At 60.8% G+C, this 23,329-nt stretch carries 24 protein-coding genes and 1 pseudogene; 8 read left to right on the top strand and 17 right to left on the bottom strand.

Features of this window, described 5'->3' with window-relative positions; genetic code table 11:
- Positions 1 to 169: 169 nt before the first annotated feature.
- The 4 genes from LOX95_RS04925 to LOX95_RS04910 all read left to right on the top strand — a co-directional run bounded on the left by LOX95_RS04925 (position 170) and on the right by LOX95_RS04910 (position 3,726).
- Entirely contained in the window at positions 170 to 1,291 is a 1,122-nt protein-coding gene (locus LOX95_RS04925) for a flagellar basal body P-ring protein FlgI (protein WP_427846567.1), read from the top strand.
- A complete protein-coding gene (locus LOX95_RS04920; protein WP_242913356.1) occupies positions 1,291 to 1,602 on the top strand; it encodes a rod-binding protein in 312 nt (103 codons plus the stop codon). Before LOX95_RS04925 ends, LOX95_RS04920 begins: the two co-directional genes overlap by 1 nt.
- Positions 1,599 to 2,039, top strand: a complete 441-nt coding sequence (locus LOX95_RS04915) for a flagellar basal-body protein FlbY (protein ID WP_242913355.1) — start codon at positions 1,599 to 1,601, stop codon at positions 2,037 to 2,039. Before LOX95_RS04920 ends, LOX95_RS04915 begins: the two co-directional genes overlap by 4 nt.
- 94 nt (positions 2,040 to 2,133) lie before the next feature.
- Positions 2,134 to 3,726 (top strand): EAL domain-containing protein, encoded by a 1,593-nt coding sequence (locus LOX95_RS04910; protein ID WP_242913354.1) that lies wholly within the window; start codon positions 2,134 to 2,136, stop codon positions 3,724 to 3,726.
- Here the strand turns inward: LOX95_RS04910 and LOX95_RS04905 are convergent.
- From LOX95_RS04905 to LOX95_RS04895, 3 genes and pseudogenes are all read right to left on the bottom strand, one after another.
- Positions 3,680 to 4,837: an ATP-binding cassette domain-containing protein gene (locus LOX95_RS04905; protein ID WP_242913353.1), complete on the bottom strand. Its 1,158-nt coding sequence runs from the start codon at positions 4,835 to 4,837 to the stop codon at positions 3,680 to 3,682. The two genes, LOX95_RS04910 and LOX95_RS04905, sit on opposite strands and share 47 nt — an antisense overlap.
- A pseudogene (locus tag LOX95_RS04900) lies at positions 4,837 to 5,208 on the bottom strand (ATP-binding cassette domain-containing protein); the annotation flags it as partial. The pseudogene LOX95_RS04900 and the gene LOX95_RS04905, both read right to left, overlap by 1 nt.
- A 43-nt stretch (positions 5,209 to 5,251) precedes the next feature.
- On the bottom strand, positions 5,252 to 5,392 hold the full coding sequence (locus tag LOX95_RS04895; RefSeq protein ID WP_242913351.1) for a hypothetical protein: 141 nt from the start codon (positions 5,390 to 5,392) through the stop codon (positions 5,252 to 5,254).
- Positions 5,393 to 5,536: 144 nt separating this feature from the next.
- Here LOX95_RS04895 and LOX95_RS04890 point away from each other — a divergent pair, with 144 nt between their 5' ends.
- A complete protein-coding gene (locus LOX95_RS04890; RefSeq protein WP_242913350.1) occupies positions 5,537 to 6,058 on the top strand; it encodes a group III truncated hemoglobin in 522 nt (173 codons plus the stop codon).
- A 126-nt stretch (positions 6,059 to 6,184) separates the two neighbouring features.
- The gene (gene uvrA, locus LOX95_RS04885; protein WP_242913349.1) at positions 6,185 to 9,115 is read left to right on the top strand and encodes an excinuclease ABC subunit UvrA; all 2,931 of its coding nucleotides are present in this window, start codon (positions 6,185 to 6,187) and stop codon (positions 9,113 to 9,115) included.
- A gap of 55 nt (positions 9,116 to 9,170) precedes the next feature.
- Here the strand turns inward: uvrA and LOX95_RS04880 are convergent, their stop codons facing one another.
- The gene (locus LOX95_RS04880; protein ID WP_242913348.1) at positions 9,171 to 9,968 is read right to left on the bottom strand and encodes a hypothetical protein; all 798 of its coding nucleotides are present in this window, start codon (positions 9,966 to 9,968) and stop codon (positions 9,171 to 9,173) included.
- 79 nt (positions 9,969 to 10,047) lie between these two features.
- Positions 10,048 to 10,980: a hypothetical protein gene (locus LOX95_RS04875; RefSeq protein ID WP_242913347.1), complete on the bottom strand. Its 933-nt coding sequence runs from the start codon at positions 10,978 to 10,980 to the stop codon at positions 10,048 to 10,050.
- An 86-nt stretch (positions 10,981 to 11,066) separates the two neighbouring features.
- On the opposite strand from LOX95_RS04875, the gene trmFO reads away from it, so the two are divergent.
- A complete protein-coding gene (gene trmFO, locus LOX95_RS04870; RefSeq protein ID WP_242913346.1) occupies positions 11,067 to 12,488 on the top strand; it encodes a methylenetetrahydrofolate--tRNA-(uracil(54)-C(5))-methyltransferase (FADH(2)-oxidizing) TrmFO in 1,422 nt (473 codons plus the stop codon).
- Positions 12,489 to 12,509: 21 nt separating this feature from the next.
- Here trmFO and LOX95_RS04865 read toward each other — a convergent pair whose 3' ends face one another.
- Genes LOX95_RS04865 through LOX95_RS04855 form a run of 3 tightly spaced genes read right to left on the bottom strand, consistent with a single transcriptional unit; the run spans position 12,510 to position 14,163 of the window.
- Positions 12,510 to 13,286 (bottom strand): sulfite exporter TauE/SafE family protein, encoded by a 777-nt coding sequence (locus LOX95_RS04865; protein WP_242913345.1) that lies wholly within the window; start codon positions 13,284 to 13,286, stop codon positions 12,510 to 12,512.
- 3 nt (positions 13,287 to 13,289) lie between these two features.
- Entirely contained in the window at positions 13,290 to 13,823 is a 534-nt protein-coding gene (locus tag LOX95_RS04860; protein WP_242913344.1) for a rhodanese family protein, read from the bottom strand.
- A gap of 22 nt (positions 13,824 to 13,845) precedes the next feature.
- A complete protein-coding gene (locus LOX95_RS04855; protein ID WP_242913343.1) occupies positions 13,846 to 14,163 on the bottom strand; it encodes an ArsR/SmtB family transcription factor in 318 nt (105 codons plus the stop codon).
- Between the two features lie 69 nt (positions 14,164 to 14,232).
- Here LOX95_RS04855 and LOX95_RS04850 point away from each other — a divergent pair, with 69 nt between their 5' ends.
- Positions 14,233 to 15,105, top strand: a complete 873-nt coding sequence (locus LOX95_RS04850) for an MBL fold metallo-hydrolase (protein ID WP_242913342.1) — start codon at positions 14,233 to 14,235, stop codon at positions 15,103 to 15,105.
- 2 nt (positions 15,106 to 15,107) lie between these two features.
- Here LOX95_RS04850 and LOX95_RS04845 read toward each other — a convergent pair whose 3' ends face one another.
- The 9 genes from LOX95_RS04845 to serS form a co-directional block, all read right to left on the bottom strand.
- Positions 15,108 to 15,410, bottom strand: a complete 303-nt coding sequence (locus tag LOX95_RS04845; protein WP_242913341.1) for a hypothetical protein — start codon at positions 15,408 to 15,410, stop codon at positions 15,108 to 15,110.
- Positions 15,410 to 16,036 (bottom strand): squalene/phytoene synthase family protein, encoded by a 627-nt coding sequence (locus LOX95_RS04840; RefSeq protein ID WP_242913340.1) that lies wholly within the window; start codon positions 16,034 to 16,036, stop codon positions 15,410 to 15,412. Before LOX95_RS04840 ends, LOX95_RS04845 begins: the two co-directional genes overlap by 1 nt.
- 121 nt (positions 16,037 to 16,157) lie before the next feature.
- The gene (gene secF, locus LOX95_RS04835; protein ID WP_242913339.1) at positions 16,158 to 17,138 is read right to left on the bottom strand and encodes a protein translocase subunit SecF; all 981 of its coding nucleotides are present in this window, start codon (positions 17,136 to 17,138) and stop codon (positions 16,158 to 16,160) included.
- Positions 17,138 to 18,736 carry a protein translocase subunit SecD gene (secD, locus tag LOX95_RS04830; RefSeq protein WP_242913338.1) on the bottom strand — a complete coding sequence of 533 codons (1,599 nt, stop codon included), beginning with the start codon at positions 18,734 to 18,736 and terminating at the stop codon, positions 17,138 to 17,140. The genes secF and secD overlap by 1 nt, the downstream gene beginning before the upstream one ends.
- Before the next feature lie 42 nt (positions 18,737 to 18,778).
- Positions 18,779 to 19,084, bottom strand: a complete 306-nt coding sequence (gene yajC / locus LOX95_RS04825) for a preprotein translocase subunit YajC (protein ID WP_242913337.1) — start codon at positions 19,082 to 19,084, stop codon at positions 18,779 to 18,781.
- A gap of 164 nt (positions 19,085 to 19,248) precedes the next feature.
- Complete coding sequence (locus tag LOX95_RS04820) at positions 19,249 to 20,352, bottom strand: M23 family metallopeptidase (protein ID WP_242913336.1); 1,104 nt, start codon at positions 20,350 to 20,352, stop codon at positions 19,249 to 19,251.
- 112 nt (positions 20,353 to 20,464) lie between these two features.
- Positions 20,465 to 21,109 carry a protein-L-isoaspartate(D-aspartate) O-methyltransferase gene (locus LOX95_RS04815; protein WP_242913335.1) on the bottom strand — a complete coding sequence of 215 codons (645 nt, stop codon included), beginning with the start codon at positions 21,107 to 21,109 and terminating at the stop codon, positions 20,465 to 20,467.
- 10 nt (positions 21,110 to 21,119) lie between these two features.
- A complete protein-coding gene (surE, locus tag LOX95_RS04810) occupies positions 21,120 to 21,911 on the bottom strand; it encodes a 5'/3'-nucleotidase SurE (RefSeq protein WP_242913334.1) in 792 nt (263 codons plus the stop codon).
- Positions 21,912 to 21,920: 9 nt separating this feature from the next.
- Positions 21,921 to 23,249, bottom strand: coding sequence for a serine--tRNA ligase (gene serS, locus LOX95_RS04805; protein ID WP_242913333.1), 1,329 nt, complete (start codon positions 23,247 to 23,249; stop codon positions 21,921 to 21,923).
- Between the last annotated feature and the right edge of the window lie 80 nt (positions 23,250 to 23,329).

Genomic DNA, 23,329 nt, shown 5'->3' with positions numbered 1-23,329 from the left:
GCCTACCCCTGCAAGCTCTGCCATCAGGCTGAAATCTTGGTTAACGTCCCGGCATTTTTTGCCGCTCACCTAGCCCCACCTCCGAGCGTGGCATTGATTTTATTTAGAAAATTAATCGGCACGAAGTTCGCATGGTTAATCGCGAACACCAAACAGGGACGCCTGTCTTATGTCGAAGTTTCTTACCACCTTTATGGCTCCGGTTGCAGCCCTCGCGCTCATTGCGTCTGCAGCGGTCCCGTCCTTGGCCCTCGCCCAGTCGCGCATCAAGGATGTCGCGACGGTAGAAGGCGTCCGTAGCAATCAGCTGATGGGCTACGGTCTGGTGGTCGGTTTGAACGGCACAGGCGACTCCCTTCGCAACTCTCCCTTCACGCGCCAGTCGGTGGAAGGGATGATGGAGCGTCAGGGCGTCAACATCCGCGGCTCAACGGCCAATACCAAGAACGTCGCTGCGGTGATCATCACCGCCGAACTGCCCCCGTTCGCGGTTCCCGGCTCGCGCCTTGATGTGACTGTATCGGCCATGGGCGACGCCAAGAGCCTACTCGGCGGCACGCTTATGGTAACGGCGCTGCAAGGGGCTGACGGCCAAGTTTACGCCGTCGCACAGGGTGCCGTGCAAACAGGGGCTGTTTCGGCTTCGGGCGGATCAGGCTCGTCCATTACGCGTGGCGTGCCGACGGCGGGCCGCATCTCGTCTGGCGCAGTCGTTGAACGCGAAACGGGTTTTAGCCTCCAGAACATGGATGTGCTTCGTCTCGCACTGCGCAACCCTGACTTCACCACCGCCCAGCGCGTCGCCGCATCCATCAACGCCAACTTCCCAGGCACCGCATCGGCGGAGAACGGCACGGTCATCTCTCTGCGCGCACCGCAGGGCCAGTCCATCGCCAACTTCATCAGCAGCGTCGAGAACATGCCGGTTCAGGTCGACAGCCCGGCCAAGGTCGTGATCGACGAGGTCAATGGCGTGATTGTCATGGGCGAAGCAGTCCGCATATCCACCGTCGCTATCGCACAGGGCAATCTGACCGTATCGGTGCAGGAAACCCCCGCCGTCAGCCAACCCAATGCTTTCAGCAACGGCCAGACGGTCGTCACCCCCCAGTCGTCGGTGCAGGTCGAAGAGGAAACCGGCCGCCGTATGCAGATTGTCGGCGGCAAGACGTCACTCTCGTCGCTGGTCAACGGTTTGAACGCCCTGGGCGTCAGCCCGCGCGACATGATCTCCATCCTGCAGGCCATCAAGGCCGCAGGTGCACTACAAGCCGACATCGAGGTCATCTAATGGATGCCAACTCTGTTTCCCCCGCTCTGCTGCGTCCGGCCGGCACGTTTACAGCTCCCTGCAAGGACATATCGGAAGCGGCGATGCGCAAGGTCGCAACGGATTTCGAGGCCAGCTACCTCTCACAGATGCTCAAGCCCATGTTTGAAGGGTTGAAGTCGGACGGGCCCTTTGGCGGTGGTGCCGGCGAAGAGATGTGGCGCGGCTTCCTCGTCGAGGAGATGGGCAAACAGACCGCTCGCGCTGGGGGCGTCGGACTGGCCGACACGGTTCTGTCGCACATGCTCAAGGCCCAGGAGGGTCTGGTATGATGCTGGACCCCGAAATGGCGGGCCTGCAGGTCCAGAAGCTGATTTCTCTGACGGAGCAGCTGGATCAACGTCTTCGCACCGAATTGGAACTCATCCAGTCGAATAAAGCTGCCCACATTGCGCACGGCATGGCCCAGACAGCAGACCTCGCCAACGAATATCGCCGCGAGTCTGCCCGCGTTAAGGCCTCGCCCGGTTTGATCGCGAACGCGCCGATGGACCTAAAGCGCGCGCTGGTTGCGGCGACCGAGGCGTTCGACGCCACTCTGGCGACCCATTCGGAGGCCGTAGAGGCCGCTCGCCGGATTTCGGAAGGGCTGGTCCGCACCATCGCCAACGAGGTCGCAGGGGCCCGCGCCATGGGCACAGGATACGTCGCCTCGGGTCACGCAGCGGCCGGTGACGGGCGTGCTGTCGCACTCGATCGAAAGGCTTGAGCGGTCAAGCTTAGCCATACCGGGTTGCGTAGCGATACCTCTGCCGTCATTGTGACGCACAACAATGTCCACCCAACAGCGTTGATTCCAGCTTATGTCGCTCGCTCCGCGTCTATTGGGTCTGGCCTTTGCGGCCGCGGATTCCCTTGTCGAGCTCGACGCTAGGGGAGTCGTTCGCTTCGCTCTGGGGGCCGGCCCCACTTCATCCATGCCGGTTGCGTCATGGGTTGGGCATTCGCTCGCCGACTTGCTGACACCGGATACTGCAGCTCAACTTCGCGACACGCTGAGCAAACTCCAGCCGGGCCAACGCAGCAGCTCTCTCCATATCGAGATCGATTGCGGGCACGGCGTGATCCGTCAGGCGCACCTGCACGCCTTCAAACTGCCCGAACTGGCTCCGGCCGTGTCGTGCTCGCTAACCTACATCACGCACAAGGCGAACGCTGGAGCGGCAGCCCTGCCCGAGGGCATTGCGGACGCCCAGGAACTGATGGGCGAACTGCGTCAGCGGCTGGCAAATCATTCTGCAGACGAACTCAAGACCATGTCCCTGTCGTTCGTCGATGTCGGCGGCATGGAAAACGTGTCGAGTGACAAACAGGCGTCGATATATTCGGGACTCTATTCCGTCCTGCGCTCCATTTCTCTCGGCGGCGAATGTGCAGGCCGCATATCGGGATCGCGTTATGCCGTTGTCAGCCAGACCAACAATGGTCGCGACATAGAAGCAGAGTTGAAGGCCGTCGGTACTATGGAGGGTGTTCCTCTATCCGCCTCGGCCCAACAGACCCCTATCGGTACCGATGCAGCCGCCGCCTTGCGTGCCATGCGCTTCGCCATCGAGGCCTGTCTGCGCGAAGATATCGATAATCCGGCAACCGGCTTTGCCGAAATGCTGGAGCGCACGCTGAAAGACGCAGAGCGTTTCCGCAATACGGTACGCGACCGTAACTTCAGCCTGCACTACCAGCCCATTGTCGATCTGAAGACACGCGCGGTCCATCACTTCGAAGCCCTGTCACGCTTCCCGAACTCCACCGGTCCCGGCCCTGCGATCAAAATGGCCGAGGAACTGGCCCTGATCGAAGCCTTCGATCTTAGCGTGGCGGAAATGGCTGTACGTAAGCTGCGCGCACCCGGTAGCGGCCTGCTGAAGTTCGCAATCAATGTTTCGGGTGCGTCACTGTCTAACGATGCCTATGTCACGGCCTTGCTGGCCATCACGGCATCGACGCCCGAAGTACGCAAGCGCTTGTTGGTCGAAGTGACCGAGACTGCTGCGCTTGCGGAAATCGCCTCTGCCAACCGGCGCCTGAGCGGCCTTCGCGATGTGGGCATCAAAATCTGTATCGACGATTTCGGCGTGGGCTCGGCCAGCTTTGACTATTTGCGCGGCCTGAACGCTGACATTGTGAAGATTGACGGCTCCTTGATCCGGGACATCGTTTCCGAGCCCCGTATCCGCACCCTGATCAGCCATGTCGTCGAACTGGGCCGTTCCCTCGGCTTGGAAACTGTCGGCGAGATGGTCGAGACCGAGGATCAGGCCAAGGCCCTGCAAGAACTGGGCGTCGATTATGCCCAAGGGTGGCTGTTCGGGCGCGCAGAGCCGGAGCCGCGCACCCAGATTGGTCCTTCTATAGTTCGCGCCCGTCGCCGCGGAGCAACCGAGAGCTGGGGCTAAGGCTGATTTCCTGATCGATGCCGATGGCGTCCAGGAAATGGCGGTCATGGCTGACCACAATCAGCGCACCGTCATAGGCTTTGAGCACCTGCTCCACCGCTTCGACCGAATTCAGATCCAGATGGTTGGTCGGCTCGTCCAGCAACAGGAATTTGGCCGCTGGTTTACCCGCAACAACGCAGGCGAGCCCTGCCCTGACCCGCTCACCACCGGACAGCTCGCCCACACGTTTCTGGGCTGCCTTATTCCGAAACAGAAAACGAGCCAGCGCCGCCTGCGCATCTTCCACCGTACCAGTCGGATTGAGGCGTAGCCATGCGTCACGCAAAGTCTCGTCGTTGCGCAGGATTGAAACATCCTGATCCAGCAGTACAGGCTTGATGGTGCATTCCAGTGTCCCTGCCGAGTGGGAGATTTGGCCCGTTAAGGCACGAAGCAGGCTGGATTTGCCGCTTCCATTCGGTCCGCTCAAAGCCACGCGCACGGGGCCTCTGAGATGGACATCCACGGGATCGAACAAGCGCCCGCCGCCGAGGTCAACTTCCACTCCCTCAAGTCTCAACACATCGGCACCGGCAGAAAGCCCCGTCGAGACGACAGGGATATCCAGTGCCTGCACGCGTTCCAACGCCTGCTGTGCCTCGGTGACGCGGGCTTGACCGTCTTCCAGACGTCTAGAAGCCTGAGCCATCTCCTTGCCTGCAGAGGACTGTGCGGCGGATTTGCGAAGTCCTAGGACGATATTGGGCAAACTGCCTGAACGGGCATTCTGGCGTCCAGCGCTGTCACGCTTGGCGCGACGCTCGCGCATGGCCTGGGTCTCTCGCTCGAGGGTTTCCAATGATCGGGTCGCGCTCTCGGCTGCGGCTTGGGCCGCGTCCAACTCCAGATCACGCTGATGGCGATAGACGTCGTGGTTGCCGCCATAGTTCCGCAGGCCGGAGGGCGAGATCTCAACGATGCGGTCCACCGCCATCAAAACCTCACGGTCGTGACTGGCAATGATCAAGCTACCGTCCCATCCGGCAATAAGATCTAGAACGGCCTGCCGTCCGCCGCCATCGAGATGGTTGGTCGGCTCGTCCAACAGAGCCACATCAGGCTCTGCCATCACCATCCCGCCAGATAAGCGCGGGTTCGTTCTCCGCCGGAAAGGCTGGCGAGTCCGGTGTCGATATCCACATAGGGTAGGCCTACCTTGGCCAGCGCCCGCTCTACCCGCTCTTCTAACGACCAGTCGGCAGTTTCAAAGTCTGCTTCTGTGGCCATGCCCTTAAGAACACGGTCCACGACTGCGATCTGGCTGGCTACACCCAGCGCGTGGGCGACGGTCTCGTCTGGCGCCGGCTGGCCGATCTGGGGCAGGGTCCAGACAGTACCGGACACAGTGACGCTCCCCTCATGGACGAGGTTCTCGCCATTGATAGCGCGAAGCAGGCTGGTCTTGCCGCAGCCATTACGACCGACAAGGCCGATGCGTTCGGCACCAAAGGTTAGATTTGCAGGTTCGAAAAGCCTTGTGCCGTCAGTCTTGAGGACGGCGAACAATCCGAGGGTCACGCGTGCGGACGCGGATGGGTTTTGGCTTGGGTTGAGCGGCATTGAGCACCAGAAGCAGCGAGGCAGACAACACGGTTGCGGTTGCAATGGCCAGGGCGCTGATCATGGTGTTCGAGCTCCTCTACAAAAAAAATGCTCGAAGGGAGGATGGGGTCTGGTCACACGCTGCGCAAGTGCAAAACGCCCCATTTCGGCAAATCCAAGCGTCGCGCGCTTTGGTAAACCCGCCCGCAATGCCTATGTAGGGGCTATGAGCAGCGGCCACCGTCAGACACTAAGCTTCACCGTGCAAACGCCGGAGGACCGGCTGGAAGCCGCCGCCCGTCGCACGGCTGCAACAGAGAAACTCCGGCAAGAGACCGGCATCTCCGAAAACCTCATCGACCAGTTGGTGGAAGCGTTTTACGAGCGCGTCCGCGATGACGAGATGCTGGGCCCCATCTTCTCTGCCCGGATCGAGGACTGGGGGCCGCATCTGGCGCAAATGAAGTTGTTCTGGTCCTCGGTGGCTCTGTCGACAGGGGTCTATCAAGGCCGTCCAACGCCGAAGCATCTGAAGCTACCCATCGATGCGCGCCATTTTGACCGCTGGCTTCAACTGTTCGAATCCACCGCCCGCACACTTTGCACTCCACTTCAGGTCGAGCATTTTCTGGTACGCGCTCGCCGCATCGCCCAAAGCCTCGAGCTTGGCGTGGCCAATGCCAACGGGATTATGCTCGACAATGGCCAACGCTATATGCGCGCTGTCGAGGCGTGGGAGCCGGAGTGAGGCTTTCGTCGAGCACGACTCGACTAAAGTTCCACTTTTGTTCTAGATGATCCGAAGCGTCCGAATTCCCATATAAGCCGCTTCGCAGACGAACCTGTTCCCCTTCTCCCGCGTTCACGGGCCCTGATGATCGAAAAGCATAACAACATCCGTGTGCGCGGCGCGCGCCAGCACAACCTGAAGAATGTCGACATCGATATTCCGCGCGACAAGCTGGTGGTCATGACCGGCCTCTCGGGTTCGGGCAAATCCTCGCTGGCGTTCGATACGATCTACGCCGAGGGTCAGCGTCGCTACGTCGAAAGCCTTTCGGCCTATGCGCGCCAGTTCCTCGAGCTGATGGGTAAGCCGGATGTGGACCTGATCGAGGGCCTGTCTCCGGCCATTTCGATCGAGCAGAAAACCACATCCAAGAACCCGCGCTCCACCGTCGGGACCGTGACGGAAATCCACGACTACATGCGTCTACTGTGGGCGCGTGTGGGTGTTCCCTACTCGCCTGCGACGGGTTTGCCGATTGAAAGTCAGACCATCAGCCAGATGGTCGACAAGCTGTCAGCCTTGCCTGATGGCGAACGCATCCTGTTGCTGGCTCCCGTCGTGCGCGGTCGCAAGGGTGAGTACAAAAAGGAAATCGCCGAGTGGCAGCGTCAGGGCTTCCAGCGCCTGAAAATCGACGGAGAATTCTACTCCATCGAGGACGCGCCGACGCTCGACAAAAAATTCAAGCACGACATCGATATCGTCGTCGATCGCCTCGTCACCAAAGAAGGCCTTGAGAGCCGCTACGCCGACAGCCTGCAGACTGCGCTTGGGTTGGCCGACGGGATTGCCGTGGCTGAATGGGTAAAACCTGCCGAGGGCGAGACCGAGCCTCGCACCCTCACCTTCTCGGAGCGGTTCGCCTGTCCGGTGTCGGGTTTCACGATCACCGAGATCGAGCCGCGCCTGTTCTCGTTCAACAATCCCTTCGGGGCCTGCCCGAAGTGCGACGGCCTTGGCGTAAAACTGGCGTTTGATGCCGATCTGGTAGTGCCTGACCGCGACAAGACCTTGCACAAGGGTGCCATCGCGCCGTGGTCCAAGGGGCAGTCGCCGCTCTATACCCAGACGCTACAGGCGCTGTCGCTGCATTACGGATTCTCGATGGACAAGCCGTGGCGCGAACTGCCCGAGGACGCCCAGAGGGTCATTCTGCGCGGTACGGGCACGACCAAGATCAAGTTCGTCTACGACGATAATGCGCGCAAATACGAAGTCTCCAAGCCGTTCGAGGGCATTCTCCCGAACCTCGAGCGCCGTTGGCGCGAGACGGACTCCGCTTGGGTTCGCGAAGAACTTGGCCGCTACCAGTCCGAAACGCCGTGTGATGCCTGCGGTGGCAAACGCCTGAAACCCGAAGCACTTGCCGTTAAGGTCGGTGGCGAGGACATTGCCGACATCTCCGAACTGTCCATCAGCAAGGCCTTCCTGTGGTTCTCCACGCTGGAGGACAGCCTGACTGAAAAGCAGATGGAGATTGCGCGCCGTATCCTGAAAGAGATCACAGACCGGCTGCGCTTCCTGAACAACGTCGGTTTGGAATATCTGAATATGTCGCGCTCGTCCGGCACTCTGTCGGGCGGCGAGAGCCAGCGTATCCGTCTGGCCAGCCAGATCGGCTCTGGTCTGACCGGTGTGCTTTACGTTCTGGACGAACCCTCCATTGGCCTTCACCAGCGCGACAACACCCGACTGCTGGAAAGCCTGAAAGGGCTGCGTGACCTCGGCAACTCCGTGCTGGTCGTCGAGCATGACGAGGAAGCCGTCTTGTCGGCCGACTATGTCATCGACATGGGACCGGGCGCGGGCATCAACGGTGGCCACGTGTGCGCCGAGGGTACGCCAGAGCAGATCATGGCCAACCCCAAAAGCCTGACGGGCCAATATCTGACGGGCGAACGCGAGATTGCCCTGCCTGTCGATGGTCGTCGTCCGATCGATCGCAAGCGCATGCTCAAGGTTTCGGGGGCAACCGGAAACAATCTGAAGGATGTCACCGGCGAAATCCCTGTTGGCGTGTTCACCTGCATCACCGGCGTGTCGGGCGGTGGCAAGTCCACCTTTACCATCGAGACCCTGTACAAGGCCGCGGCTCGCCGACTGAACAATGCCTCGGCGGCACCGGCTCACTTTGACCGTATTGAGGGGCTGAACCACTTCGACAAGGTCATCGACATTGACCAGTCGCCGATTGGCCGCACACCGCGCTCGAACCCCGCCACCTATACAGGTGCGTTTAACCCGATCCGCGACTGGTTTGCCGGCCTGCCGGAATCGAAGGCACGTGGCTACGGGCCGGGGCGGTTCAGCTTCAACGTCAAGGGTGGCCGCTGCGAAGCCTGTCAGGGTGACGGGGTCATCAAGATCGAGATGCACTTCCTACCGGACGTGTACGTCACGTGCGACGTCTGCAAGGGCAAACGCTACAATCGCGAAACGCTGGAGATCCTGTTCAAAGGCAAGAGCATTTCCGATGTCTTGGAGATGACGGTCGAGGAAGCCGCCCGTTTCTTTGACGCTGTCCCCTCGATCCGGGACAAGATGCTGACCCTGACGCGGGTCGGGCTCGGGTATGTGAAGGTCGGTCAGCCTGCGACCACCCTGTCAGGGGGTGAAGCCCAGCGGGTGAAGCTGGCCAAGGAACTGTCGCGCCGTGCGACTGGCAAGACGCTCTACATCCTCGACGAGCCGACCACGGGTCTGCATTTCGAGGACATTCGCAAGCTTCTGGATGTGCTTCAGGAGTTGGTCGACAACGGCAACACCATCGTCGTGATCGAGCACAATCTCGATGTCATCAAGGTTGCCGATTACATTTTGGACTTCGGTCCCGAGGGCGGCGATGGCGGCGGTGAAATCGTCGCGGTCGGGACGCCGGAGGAAGTCGCGGCGAACGCCAAGAGCTGGACGGGCCGGTACCTCAAAGAGGTGCTTGAGCGCCATGAAGACCGCCGCAAGGCTCGCGTCGCCGCACTCACGCAGACCAAATCTAAGGCCAAGGCAAAGGCCGGATAGCAAAAAGGCCGGAGATCAGATCTCCGGCCTTTTCATTATCTGAAACACGCTCGCCTCAGGCTTTCAGCGATTTCCAGGCAACCGCCATGGGCGGGTACAAAATGAGCAGCTGTGCCGCGCTCAGGGCCGCGCTGACCACGATCCAGACGAACAGGGCCGCGATCATCGGACCCGATATCGCTGCACTGGTTTCCAGAACACTGAGGCCGCCCGTCAGTGCCGTCAGCGGTGCCGTGACGATGGAGCCGAGGAAGCTAACCGCCAACGACAACAGCATGGCGAGCAACACCATTCCCAACAGAGGCCAGAAATGGTCTTTGGTAGCCGCAAAGCTACCAAAGACCACGATCCGTTCCTCGGTCACGGTCATCGGCACAGCGAGGTAAAGTCGAACAGAAACCCAGATAAGAGCCGCCACGACTGCAAGCATAATCGGCAGAGCCGCGATGGCCAACAGCGGATAGCCCCCGACTGCAAATCCGATCAGCACACCGGCCAGCCCGAAGCCGATGATGGCGATTGCGCCAAGCATCATTCCGACCAGCAGATTGACCGCCACCACGCGCAACTCCGTCTTACCCAGACGAAGGTAGGAATAACGGTCGGGAACTGGCGTCAGTACTGCACGCATAATGGCGCACTGCACGACCGAGTTCACAATGAGCGATGGCAGCAGGGTGATCGAAATCAAGCGCCCGTAGGCATTCATCATCGACAGGACTTGCGCCTGGTCTGGCTCCCCGCCCGAACTGACTTGGGAGGCTGCCCGCATGATCTCGCCGAGGGGCTGATAGGTCACCACCAACAGCAATGCCGAAAACACGGCATACACGAGTGCTAGCGCGATAAACATTCTGGGTTCGCGACGCGTGAGGCGAAATCCCTCAAACGCGGCGTCGGTCGGCGAAAATGTCATTTAAGACCCTCGAATTTCAGAGCTGAGCATCAGGTTCGGGCTGCTGCGCAACAGGCGCAGAACCATTGTGATTCAGCTGCTTCCAGATCGAGTACCACGGCCCCATCGTCAAGACGACCTGAGCTCCGGCCAGCACCGCCATCGCGACGACATAGACCACTAGGCCCGGAATGGTCAAAGCGAGGATCGTTCCAGGTGCTAGATCGAAACTCCAACCAGTCGCGGCACCGACAATCAACATCGCAATCAGCGCGATAATCATGATCACGACCACGAACACGACCGCAATTAATAGCATCATCAGAAACGCCAGAAGCCCCGCACCCAGAAGCGGCCAGAATCGACCCTTCGTCGCCTGCCAGCCCTCAACAAAGGCGAAGTTACCCTTGTCCAGCGTCGCCGGAATAATCAGTGACGCCCTGATGCCGACCCAAATCGTTGCGGCGATGGCCGCAAGAACCAAGGGCACAGCCACCAAAGCGCCTGCGACCTTGGACACGTAACTCAGCGGGACAACAATCAGACCGATAACAACTGCGGCCACCATAAAGCCAATGCAGATGGCGGCGATCATGCCGAGATAGACTAGAAACACACGCACCTCGTCCATGCCGATGCGCAGACCAAGCCATGTTTTAGTGCGGGTACGTCCCCACATCATGAAACCAACGGCCACATAGATCGGAATAGCCGCGACGACCTGAAGTACGTTGCCCAAGCCGCTCACAGCGTTGACAGCGAGAGACGTTCCCAAACCTAAATCCTCGGGAGTTCCACCACTTGCACCGGCAGCAGCGGCGGCGAGGAAGATTGGCATGAAGGCCAGAAGGATAAAAACAACCGGGACATACATAAGCAGGCCCCATATCGCGACGCGACGGTAATTTTCCTTGAGGAACGTCAGCGAGTCAGTGACTGCCGTCCATGGATCGAATGTTGCTGCAGTCATAAGCCGCTCCCCGTTTGATTCCGCCAGAGCCTATACCAACGTATAGCCGCATGACAGCGAGGCCATTGATCGGTAGAAGCGCCCTCATGTCCACCACCTCCCCTATTCGCCCCGTCCACGTTATTGGCGGCGGCATGGCCGGCTCGGAAGCTGCTTGGCAGATCGCCAATGCGGGCGTGCCGGTAATCCTTCACGAAATGCGCCGCGACGAAGCCGGTGCAGACGGTGAAGTCGTCAAGGTTCGTACCGACGCGCACCAGACCGCCGGCTTTGCCGAGCTGGTCTGCTCCAACTCGTTCCGCTCGGACGATTGGGAATACAACGCTGTCGGCTTGTTGCACCAAGAGATGCGCGAGCTGAACTCGATTATCATGGCATGCGGTCATGAACATCAGGTTCCTGCTGGCGGCGCGCTGGCGGTTGACCGCGACGGCTTCTCGGACGCTGTAACCAAGCGCCTGATGGAACACCCGCTGATCACCATCGAGCGTGGTGAAGTGGCAGGCATCCCGCCGGAAGACTGGGACAATGTGATCGTCGCCACCGGCCCGCTGACGTCCGAAGCACTGGCTGACGCCGTTCTGAAACTGGGCGGTGAAGAAGGCCTGAGCTTCTTTGACGCCATCGCGCCGATTGTTCACGCCGACAGCATCAACTTTGACACCGCGTGGATGCAGTCGCGCTATGACAAGGAAGGCCCGAGCGGCGAGACGGCGGCATACGTCAACTGCCCGATGGACAAGGAACAGTACGACGCGTTCATCGACGCGCTGCTGGCCAGCCCGACCGCTGTATCCAAGGAATGGGAACACGTCCCCTACTTCGATGGCTGCCTGCCGATTGAAGTGATGGCAGAGCGCGGTCGCGAGACCCTACGCCACGGCCCGATGAAGCCGGTTGGCCTGACCAATCCACGCAACCCGACGGTCAAATGCCACGCCATCGTGCAACTGCGTCAAGACAATGCTCTGGGCACGCTTTACAACATCGTCGGTTTCCAAACTAAGATGAAGTACGGCGCGCAAACCGAAGTGCTGCGCATGATCCCGGGTCTGGAGAATGCCCAATTCGCCCGTCTGGGCGGTCTTCACCGCAACACGTACCTGAACTCGCCCAAGCTGCTGGACAAGCAACTGCGTTTTAAAGCTCTGCCGCGTCTGCGCTTTGCCGGTCAGGTCACGGGCGTTGAAGGCTATGTGGAAAGCGCCGCCATGGGCCTGCTGACGGGCCGTCTGGCTGCGGCTCAGGCTCTGGGTCGCCAGATCGATGTCCCGCCGCCGGAAACGGCCATGGGCGCATTGGTCGAGCACATCACCGGTGGCCACATGGAAGGCTCGAAGTTCCAGCCGATGAACATCAACTACGGCCTGCTGCCGCCACTGGAAGCGCCCAAGGTTGATGAAGACGGCAAGCGTATCCATCCCAAGGAACGCGGCCGGGCCAAGAAGCGTCTGCAGAGCATCCGCGCTCTGGACGCGCTGAAGAACTGGCGCGACGTCAACTTCTAAACCCGACGGGCGGCTGAGAACTCAGCCGCCCGTTATTGCTTTAAAAGCCACATAGACCGCCACCAGCAGGATCAACCCTGCGAACAACCGCCGCCCCAGCGCAGCGTAATCGGCCAGAAGTCGGGAGATCGGCAAGCCGACCAAGGTGCCGACAACTCCGCCAAGCGCCATGACAGCAACGGCCACCCAGTCGACCATGCCCGACAGGCTGTAGTTGACCGCGGTACTGGCTCCGAACGCAGCGACGCTGAGAAGCGAGGTCGCCTGAGCTGCGGCCAGAGTCATTCCCGTGGCCCACATCAAGCCCGGAACGATCAGGAACCCGCCACCGATACCGAAGAAGCCAGCCGCACTGCCAACGACCGTCGCTGCGCCTGCGAGGCGAGGTGCCATGGCTCGGTTCAGGCGCACAGAAGGGTCTCCAGGGTCCTTCTTCGGCTTCAGCATGGAGGCACCGATCAGGCCCATAGCCACTGCAAAGGCGAGTAATAGTGCGTCACCGGGTATGGCCTTGGCTACCGATGAGCCCACCCATGATGCCGCCGCGCCGATCACGGCGAACATGATGGCGCAAGGCCAGCGCACACGCCCTGCCCGCGCCTGACCCGCCAAGGCCGTCAGGCCGTTCAGGGCAACGCCTGCTGCCGAAATGCCAATGGCCGTATGCGGATCTGCGACGCCCACGACGTAAAGCAGCAATGGGACGGCCAGAACCGACCCGCCACCGCCGAACACCGTCAGCAACAGGGCCACCAACCCTCCACTGAGGGCCGTCAGCAGAAGCTGGGTCGGTTCCATGGGTTAGGCCTTTTTCATTCCGCGGTTCCACGGCATTACGGCCAGCAAACGCGCCATTCCACAGAAACCCGTCGCACCCGCAACAAACAGACCAGCGCCGACAAATGCGCAAAGCCCTAAGAATGCCGGATGAACGGCGGTGCCCAACACCGCTCCGGTCAGGATCAAACCACCCGCTGCCATCTGAACCTGACGCATCAGTTCAAGCGGTTGCTTCGTATCCAACTTGATCGGCAGGCCAGCCTTCTTCCAAGCCTCAAGGCCGCCATCGAGCACGAATGCCGTCCCGACGACGCGGGCGTCCAGACGTTGGCAGTTGCTGGCCGTGCGGTTGCCGCTTCGGCACATGAAGATGGTGTCTTTACCCGCCTCTAGTTGCAGGTTGGCATTTTCGAACACAGACATCGGGGCCGAAACCGCGCCTGCAATGTGCTCACGCGCGTATTCGTCTGACTCACGAACGTCGATCAGGACAGCCTGTCCGGATTTCAAACGTGCAGCGACATCCCGAGGATTCAGGACGACGAGAGGATTCATGGGGGATTTCCTTTCGGGGAGGTCAGCCCGCCATCGGCGGACAATAGATTTCGGCCAAGGTGCCGATCACCTTCATCGCGGAGGGATCGCTGATGCTGTAGAAGACTGCCGTGCCCTGACGACGCGACGAGATCAGTCCATCCTCGCGCAGACGGGCCAGATGCTGGGACAGCGCCGACTGGGACAGGCCCAGGTGAAGCTCTGCTACCTGCCGCTCGCCCTCACCGATCTGGCAAAGGATCATCAGACGGCTTTCATTGGACATCGCCTTGAGCAGCTTTGCGGCCTTGTCGGCGTTAGCTTGGAACTGCTCGAGGCTTATTTGCGTGAGATCAACCATGCCGCATATATATTAGCTCTTGCTAAATTAGCAATGCCTAATATTTTAAGGCTCGGAATGGAGGCACGTATGACCCATACCCACACCCCCGAGGTCACCGGCTTTTTCGACACGGCGACAAACACGGTAAGTTATCTGGTGGTTGATCCGGCGACGAATAGTGCGGCCATCATCGATCCGGTGCTCGATTACGATCAGGCCGCTGCGCGCACCTCGACCGCTTCAATCGAGCGTATCCTGACGCACATTCGCGATCACGATTTGAAGCTCGTGCGCGTACTTGAAACCCACGCACACGCCGACCACCTCACGGGCGCGGATGAAATCCGTCACCGCACCGGCGTGCCAATCGGTATCGGCCAGCACATCACAAAGGTCCAAAAGGTATTCGGCAATCTGTTTGATGCACACGACGTCACGCCTGATTCCGTGGTGTTCGACGAAACCTATTCCGACGGCGACCACTTCATGATCGGTGCCCTAGAAGCGCGTGTCATACACACCCCCGGTCATACGCCCGCCTGCGTGACCTATGTCATCGGGGACGCAGCGTTCGTCGGGGACACCTTGTTCATGCCCGACTACGGTAGCGCGCGTTGCGACTTTCCGGGCGGGGATGCGCGGACACTCTATCAGTCCATCCAGCGCATTCTTTCGTTACCGGATTCGACGCGCGTGTTCGTCGGGCACGACTACCTGCCACAGGGTCGAACCGAGTTTGCTTGGGAAACGACAGTGGGTGCCCAGAAGGCGTCGAACATCCACGTCGGCGGGGGGCGCAGCGAGGACGACTTTGTCGCTATGCGCGAAGCCCGCGACGCCACACTGTCCGCGCCCAAGCTGATCTTGCCCGCCCTTCAAGTAAATATCCGAGCGGGGGCTCTGCCGCCTGCCGAGGAAAGCGGCAAGCGGTTCATCAAACTGCCTTTGAACCAGATCTGAGATTAGGCCATCAGCTTCTGAGCGATGATGCTGATAGCCCACATCAGGATGGGCGGCGTGGCAACGATTATCGAGGACAGATAACGGCGACGCAGCAGCAGCCACCATGCGACCAGCGGGCAGACCATGAGCATGACGTACGGGATCATCGTACCCAGCGCGGTGCCGAGCCCGACCTGACCATCGCGGAACAGGCCCCACGTCAGCACGACGGGCAGCAGGCCCACGACCGTTCCAGCCAGCCCAAACAGGGTCGTGACTGCCAGCCACAGAGCCGCGGGTCGGCGCAGTTGCGCTTCATTCATTAGATTCGGCCCCTCACCGTCGCCCAGAATATCTGCAGTCGTTTAAACGGTTCGGGTGCCTGACGCGATAGCGCAGCGTGGGCGACCGCCGGAAACGCTGTCGCAGGCAGACGCGCCAGATCGCGATTGGCCTGCGCCTTGGCTGCCTTGGCCTCGGCCTCTTGCCCCGTTTGCATCAGACCATAAACCTGCCCTGCCCCCGCGACGGCGTCGTCATGCCCCTCTCCGGCGAGGATGCGTGCCGCCAACTGCATCGGCGCAACAAAGAGCGCAGCCAGATCGTGGGGGTGGCCGTTCACGCGATCAACGTGCGCATCGATCAGCGCATCGAACGGCCCGCGCGGCAAATCATGACGTGCAACGACCGCCGTCAGCCTTTCCAGTACGGGGTGACCGATGCGGGGGTTATTGTAGAACACGCCGTCCAACTGTTCCGACCACCAAGTGTAGCGCATCTCGGCAAGCATCGGCTGGGTTACGCGCGTGGGAATGGCCAGCAGTTCGGCTTCCAGTGCGTAGAGCGTAACAAGATCAGCCCTCAGCGAGGGGTCAGACACAAAGCGGCTGGATAGCCAGCGGTCGTGTTCGGCTTCGCGCACCTGCGCATCGAGATCAAATCCGGTCATTGCCTCACCCGATGGCGCATGCCGTCCTCCCAAGCAAGGCCGAACCCTTGGCGTAAGCAAAAGAAAAGGCCCGCTCGACCATGGGGCGAAGGGGCCTTCAAAGCTTGAACTCAGTCGCGCCTTACGGGCGGCTGGCCATGCCGAACTTGACCGGCTTGTTATCGTCGTCGCCATCCTTGCTGAGTGCACCACGCTTCACGCCCCACATCAGCACGACCGGCGTACCAATATAGATCGACGAGAAGGTGCCAATGATGATGCCGATCATCAGAACGATGGAGAAGTCGAACAGAGCCGGACCACCCCAGATCGCCAGCACAGCCAGAACGCCAACGGCGGTGACGCCGGTGATGATCGTCCGTGACAGGGTCTCGTTGAGCGACAGGTCGATCACGTCGCGCAGCGGCATGGTCTTATACTTGCGCAGGTTTTCGCGCAGGCGGTCGAACACAACGACGGTGTCGTTCATCGAATAACCGATAACCGTCAGAATGGCGGCCACGGTGTTCAGGCTGAACTCGAAGCGGAACAGGACGATCAGACCAAAGGTCAGGATCACGTCGTGCAGCAGGCCGATGATCGCGCCAAAGCCGAACTGCGGCTCGAAGCGGAACCAGATGTAGAGGAACATCAGGAAGATCGCCGCGCCCAGAGCGTAAATGCCCGAACGGAACAGTTCGCCCGATACCTTCGAACCCACAACGCTGACGTTGGAGTACTTCACGTCGCCAACGGCCGACTGGATCGCGCCTTCGACGCGGTTCACGACGGCGGTTTGGTCTTGTCCGGCAGGAACCTGGAAGCGGACGATGGCGGACGAGACGCCGTCGATACCCTGAACCTGAACGTCACCCATATCGAGTGCGCCCACGGCCGAGCGGACCTTATCCAATTCCAGCACCTGACCCGCCGGCTTGGACACTTCAAGCGAAGCGCCACCACGGAAGTCGATGCCGAGGTTCAGACCCGGATAGAAAACCCCGACAATCGAGGCCACGCACAGCAGAACGGCGAGACCGCCCATAAGCTTGGCGTAGCGCACGAAGCGGAAGTTGGTTTTCTGCGGAAGCAGTTTGATGAGAGGCCATCCACGCATCGGCATTACTCCGCGATCGGCAGTTTTTTAGGCTTGGCCACTTTGAGCCAATAACCAAGGAGAACCTGGGCGACCATCACCGAGGAGAACATCGAGGTGAACACGCCAATGGTCAGCGTCCACGCAAAGCCGCGTACAGGACCCGCACCGAACATGAACATGATCAGTGCAGCAACCAGCGTCGTCAGGTTGGCGTCGACGATGGTGCCCATGGCGCGGTTGAAACCGGCATCCATGGTCGCAATCGGAGAACGTCCCAGACGGGCTTCGTCACGCATCCGCTCATAGATCAGAACGTTGGCGTCCACGGCCACGGCGAAGGTCAGAACCAGACCGGCAATACCCGGAAGCGTCAGGGTCGCGCCGATAACCGACATGGCCGCAACGATCAGGATACCGTTCAGGATAAGACCCAGAACCGAGATGCCGCCGAATAGGAAGCCGTAGGCACCGATCATGAAGACGATGATCAGCAGGAAGCCGATGGCCGTCGAGATGGCACCGGCCTTAACAGCATCAGCACCCAGTTCCGCGGTCACCACACGGCGCTCTTCCACCTTCAGCGGAGCCGGAAGCGCGCCACCGTTCAGCAGGTTCACCAGCTCAGCAGCAGACTGGATCGAGAAGCTGCCCGTGATCTGGCCCGAACCGCCAGTGATCGCGCCCTGAATGGTCGGGGCCGAAATGACCTTGCCGTCCAGAATGATGGCGAACGGTTTGCCAATGTTCTGGGCAGTTGCCTCGCCAAAGCGGCGCGAACCCTGACCGTCGAACTGGAAGTCAATAGCCGGACGACCGTTCTGATCGGTACCAACGCCCGCACGGGTCAGGTTCTCACCCGAGACCAGAATACGGCGCTTCACCAGATAAGGCGTGTTGTTGTCGTCGAGCAGCAGTTCGGCATCCGGCGGCACGCGGCCAGCCAGTGCGTCTTGCAGACCCGTGGCCGAGGTATCGACCATCTGGAACGTCAGCTGTGCGGTTTGACCGACCAACCGTTCCAGTTCAGCGGGATCCGACTGACCCGGAGCCTGAACCACAATGCGGTCCGCGCCCTGACGGGTGATCGAGATTTCCTTGGTGCCCGAGCTGTCGAGGCGACGACGAACCACTTCAATCGACTGATCGACAGCGGTTGCACCCATGCTGGACATGCCGGCATCGGTGAAGCCGTAACGGATACGACCGCCACTCAGCTTGGTAACCGCGCGATCCGAAACGCCCTGAGCACCCGCACCGGTGCTGGCCAACTGGCGCAGCGCCTTGAGGGCGGCTTCGTTCTGGACAGGATCGGTTACGGTCACAACCACCCCGCCCTCTTCGCGCTGCAGGTTGCCGACGGCCACCTTTTGCTCGCCGAGGGTGACGCGGACGTCTTCCATCAGGTTGTTGACGCGCTTTGCGCGCATGGCAGGAACGTCAACTTCGAGCAGGAGGTACGAGCCCCCCTGCAGGTCGAGGCCGAGGTTCACACCATTCTTCGGCAGCCAGCCCGGAAGCGCAGCGCGCTGTTCGGACGTGAGCATGCTCGGGAAGGCCAGCAGAAGCCCGATAACGAGCGACAGGCTGACCAAGACGACTTTCCAGCGTGCTAGCTGAATCATGTCAGGGCATCTCCGGGCGGCTAGCCGCCGTTAATGGGGGCCTTAGCCCTTGTCGTTAGCCGCGATTGCGGTGCGGTTACGCACTTCAGCGATCATCGAGCGCACGACGCGGACCGAAACGCCTTGGGCGATGTCGACCATGGCTTCGTTTTCTTCGACGCGCGTGACCTTACCGACCATGCCGTTCGACAGAACGACTTCGTCGCCGCGCTTCAGAGCCTGAAGCATGGCTTGGTGAGCCTTCATGCGCTTCTGCTGAGGACGGATCATCAGGAAGTAGAAGAGCACGAAGATCAGCACCAGCGGCGCGAACTGCATGATGGCACCCATGGCACCCGGATCGGACATATTCAATTTATAGCTCCCCGAATTGGGCCACGCCCCACCTTGGGGGACCCATTGGAAATAAGGCGCGAAAACTAGGGTGCGCGGCATGCATTTGCAACGCGACCCGATGGCAGGGACGGATCATTTCACTCAATCCGTCCCCAATCGCATCGTTTTTTGTGATTTTAGCGCGGCAAAATGCTCAGCGGGTCGATCGCAATGGGATCGTCACCACGCATTTGGCGAACTTCATAGTGGATCGACGGACGGCCATCGCCCGCCGTGGTGCCGACCGTGCCGATGGTTTGGCCTGCGCGAACAGTAGCTCCGTCACGAACCGTTGCCGAACCCAGATGGCTATAGACCGTACGCCAACCGTCGCGGTGTACGATCAGCACCGTGAGGCCCTGCCCCACAATATCGCTACCGACATAGGCCACGGTGCCGTCTGCCGAAGCTTTGACATCCGCGCCTGCCGTAGCGCCAATATTGATGCCGTTACTGCGCTCGCCAAGGCCGCTTGGACCAAAGCGACGCAGGATGTCGCCACGTACAGGCCATTGAAGCGCAACGCGCTGACCAATCGGCGCGGGTGGATTGGTCGCAGACGGCGTGGATTGAGCCGGTGCCGGTTGCGGACGCGGCGCTGCAGGAAGCGGTGCATTCCCGCTCGGCGGCGGCGGCGGTGGCGGCGCAGAAGCCCCGGACGCGATACGTACGCCCGATGGTGCCGGACCGGTGGCGTAAGGATCCGTCCCACGATCAACCGCCGAAGTCGGCAGGGTCAGCCGCTGACCGGCGGTAATGCTACCGCGGGGGCCGAGATTGTTCAGGTCGATCAGGGTTTGCACCGGAACGCCAAAGCGGCGACCGACGCCTGAAATCGTATCGCCCTGCTGGATCACATAGGCTGCACCCGCTTCGACCGGAGCTGTATTTGCCGGCGGGGTTACCCGGGTGGGTTCACCCGTGGACGGATAGGCCGGACCTGCAGGAGCCGGCAGACCACCGCCCTCGATCGAACCGGCGCTGGCAATCGGCCCCTGCTCTACTGGCGGCGGCGTGTTGGGCTGATAGTAAGGGTTACTGGGGGCAGTCTGCGCGGGTTGGGCCGGCTGCGTTTGCGCGGGTGGCGCATACGGATTCTGACCATACGGCGCCGGCGCCTGCCCCATCGGGGTCGGACGCGTGGAATAGCGCGGCTCAGTAGGATAGGTCGAACAGGCGGCGAGCGTCAGTGCGCTCCCTGCCAGCAATCCCGCCCGTAACCAATTGCGGCTGCTCAGCATCCCCGTCTCCGTCATCACAATTCACATTCAGAATATCCGGGTTGGCCGGATTCGAATCCAGACCAAAACGGCAAACTCGCGCGAAAGTGGGGCGAAATGGTTAAGGGCGTATTTACCCTTCTTTGGCGGTGCCCTCGACCAGCGGGACAAAGCGCACTTCACACAGGCTTTCGCGGGTGAAGCTGCCGTCATCCTGACCGGTGTATCGGTTCAACATCTGAACCGAGGTGCGGCCTACCGGTGCCACCAAAACCCCGTTGGGTTTGAGTTGCTTGAGCAGCTCGGTCGGCTCATGGGGCGAAGCTGCCGTGACCATGATGCGGTCGAACGGGGCCTGTTCATTCCAGCCCACCCCGCCATCGCCGTGGCGCGTGAACACGTTTTCGATACCGAGGCGTTTCAGTCGTCCCTCGGCTTCGGTCAACAGGCTTTTGTAGCGTTCGACCGTATACACGAAGCGGGCCATCCGGCTGAGGACCGCGCACTGGTATCCGCTGCCGGTGCCAATCTCGAGCACGCGGTGACGCGGGCCGACCTGCAGGGCCTGAGTCATCAGTCCAACGATAAACGGCTGGCTGATGGTTTGGGCGCAGTCGATGGGAAGCGCCTGATCTTCCCAGGCTTGATCCAGAAACTTCTCGTGTACGAACAGCGAGCGGTCGACGTCTTCCATGGCCTTGAGGACGCGCGCATCGGTCACCCCCTGCCGCCGTAGCGACAGGATCAGACGGCCAGCGCGATCATCCCCGAGGTTCATGTGTAGTGCCTTACTTCTCTTGCGGACCCTTGGGCGGAGCGCCGCCCAGTACCTTCTTAAGATCGTTGATCATCGGCATGTGCGTCAGATCGATATGCAGAGGCGTGACCGAGATACGGCCCTCTTCCATTGCACGCAGATCGGTCCCCGCCGGATGTTCATGCGGTGTGCCACGGAAAGCCATCCAGTAATACGGACGACCGCGCAGGTCGTCACGACGGATTGCGTGCAGTTCGCCGATATCACGGAAGCCCTGACGGGTGATCTCGACTTCCTTTACCAGTTCAGGTGGCAGGCGCGGGAAGTTCACGTTCATCACCACGCCATCCGGCCACTTCTGTTCCAGAAGGCGGTTGATAATGCCCGGAGCGAAAGCTTCTGCGGTTTCCCAGTGCGCCGTCACGTCGTCGTGGAAACGCTCCAGAGACTGCGACAAGGCGATAGAGCGAATGCCGAACGCCATGCCCTGCAGTGCGCCAGCGACCGTGCCCGAATAGGACACGTCTTCGCCGACGTTATGACCACGATTGACGCCGGACAGCACCAGATCGGGCTTTTCAGGCATCAGGTCGTTCACCGCCAGAATGACGCAGTCGGTCGGGGTACCCGTGACCGAGAACTTCTTCTCGCCGTGCCTGTTGACGCGCAGAGGCTCGGTGAGCGTCAGGCCGCGGCCCTTGCCCGACTGCTCCACAGCCGGAGCCACGACCCAGACATCGTCCGACAGGGTGCGGGCGATGTTTTCGAGGCAGGTCAGGCCTTCGGCGTCGATGCCGTCGTCGTTCGTCAGAAGAATACGCATGAATACTCTTTAAGCAGCAGCGATGGCGGTGAGACCGCCCATGTACGGTTGCAGCACGGCCGGAATGGCGATGCTGCCGTCCTCCTGCTGATAGTTTTCCATCACGGCAACGAGGGTGCGGCCCACGGCCAGGCCCGAGCCGTTCAGGGTGTGCAGGAACTCGGTCTTCTTCTCGCCGGCGCGCTTGAAGCGGGCGTCCATGCGACGCGCCTGGAAGTCACCGCAGTTCGAGCAGGAGCTGATCTCGCGATAGGTATCCTGCGACGGCAGCCACACTTCGAGGTCATAGGTCTTCTGGGCCGAGAAGCCCATGTCGCCCTTGCACAGCAGCACCTTGCGGTACGGTAGTTCCAGCGCCTGAAGTACGGCCTCGGCACAGCCGGTCATGCGCTCGTGCTCTGCATCCGAATCTTCCGGTTTGCAGATCGAGACCATTTCCACCTTTTGGAATTGGTGCTGACGGATCAGGCCACGGGTGTCGCGCCCCGCCGAACCGGCCTCCGCGCGGAAGCAGTAGGTCAGAGCTGTCATGCGGATCGGCTGGGCGACTTCCTCATCGCTCAGCACCTGCTCGCGCACGAGGTTGGTCAGCGAAACTTCTGCAGTCGGGATCAGCCAGCGGCTACCGGCCTCTTCATCAACCGGAGCGGCCGGATCACCATCGGCGGCGCGGAACAGGTCTTCCTTGAATTTCGGAAGCTGGCCGGTACCGAACATGGTGTGGTCGCGGACCAACAGCGGCGGATTCACCTCGGTGTAGCCATGCTTGTCGGTCTGCATGTCCAGCATGAACTGGCCAATAGCGCGTTCCAGACGCGCCAGTTGGCCCTTCAGCACAGCAAAGCGCGAACCGGACATTTTGGCCGCGCCTTCAAAGTCCAGCAGCTTCAGAGCCTCGCCGAGATCGGCGTGGTCCTTCTTCGGGCCAGTCGTGCGAGGGGTGCCCCACTTGCTGACTTCAACGTTGTCGTTTTCATCAGCGCCGTTCGGCACGTCCTCGGCAGCGATGTTCTTCAGGCCAGCCAGCAGGTCACGCAGTTCCGCGCCCTTGGCAGCCTCGACTTCGCCAGCCGTAGCGATTTCGTTCTTGAGGGTCTCGACCTCGGCTTTCAGGCGATCAGCCTCGGCCATGTCCTTCTTACCCATGGCTGCGCCAATGGCCTTGGAAGCCGCATTGCGCTTGGCAAGGGCTTCCTGACCCGTGGTCTGGGCTGCACGAAGAGCGACGTCTAGCTCCAGAATTTGATCCACGACCGATTGGGCATCCTCGACACCGCGCGACGACCAGCCCGCTACAAACGCTGCGGGGTTGTCTCGGATCGCTCTGATGTCGTGCATGATCGTGGCCTAAAGCTAGGGCAGTTAAAGAAAGGCCCTGCTCTACCGTTACTAAGGCTCACAGGCAAACCCGTTAGCCA

It is taken from the genome of Brevundimonas pishanensis (genome assembly GCF_022750635.1).
GTDB classification, from domain to species: domain Bacteria; phylum Pseudomonadota; class Alphaproteobacteria; order Caulobacterales; family Caulobacteraceae; genus Brevundimonas; species Brevundimonas pishanensis.
This window is presented reverse-complemented; position numbering and strand designations above follow the sequence as displayed.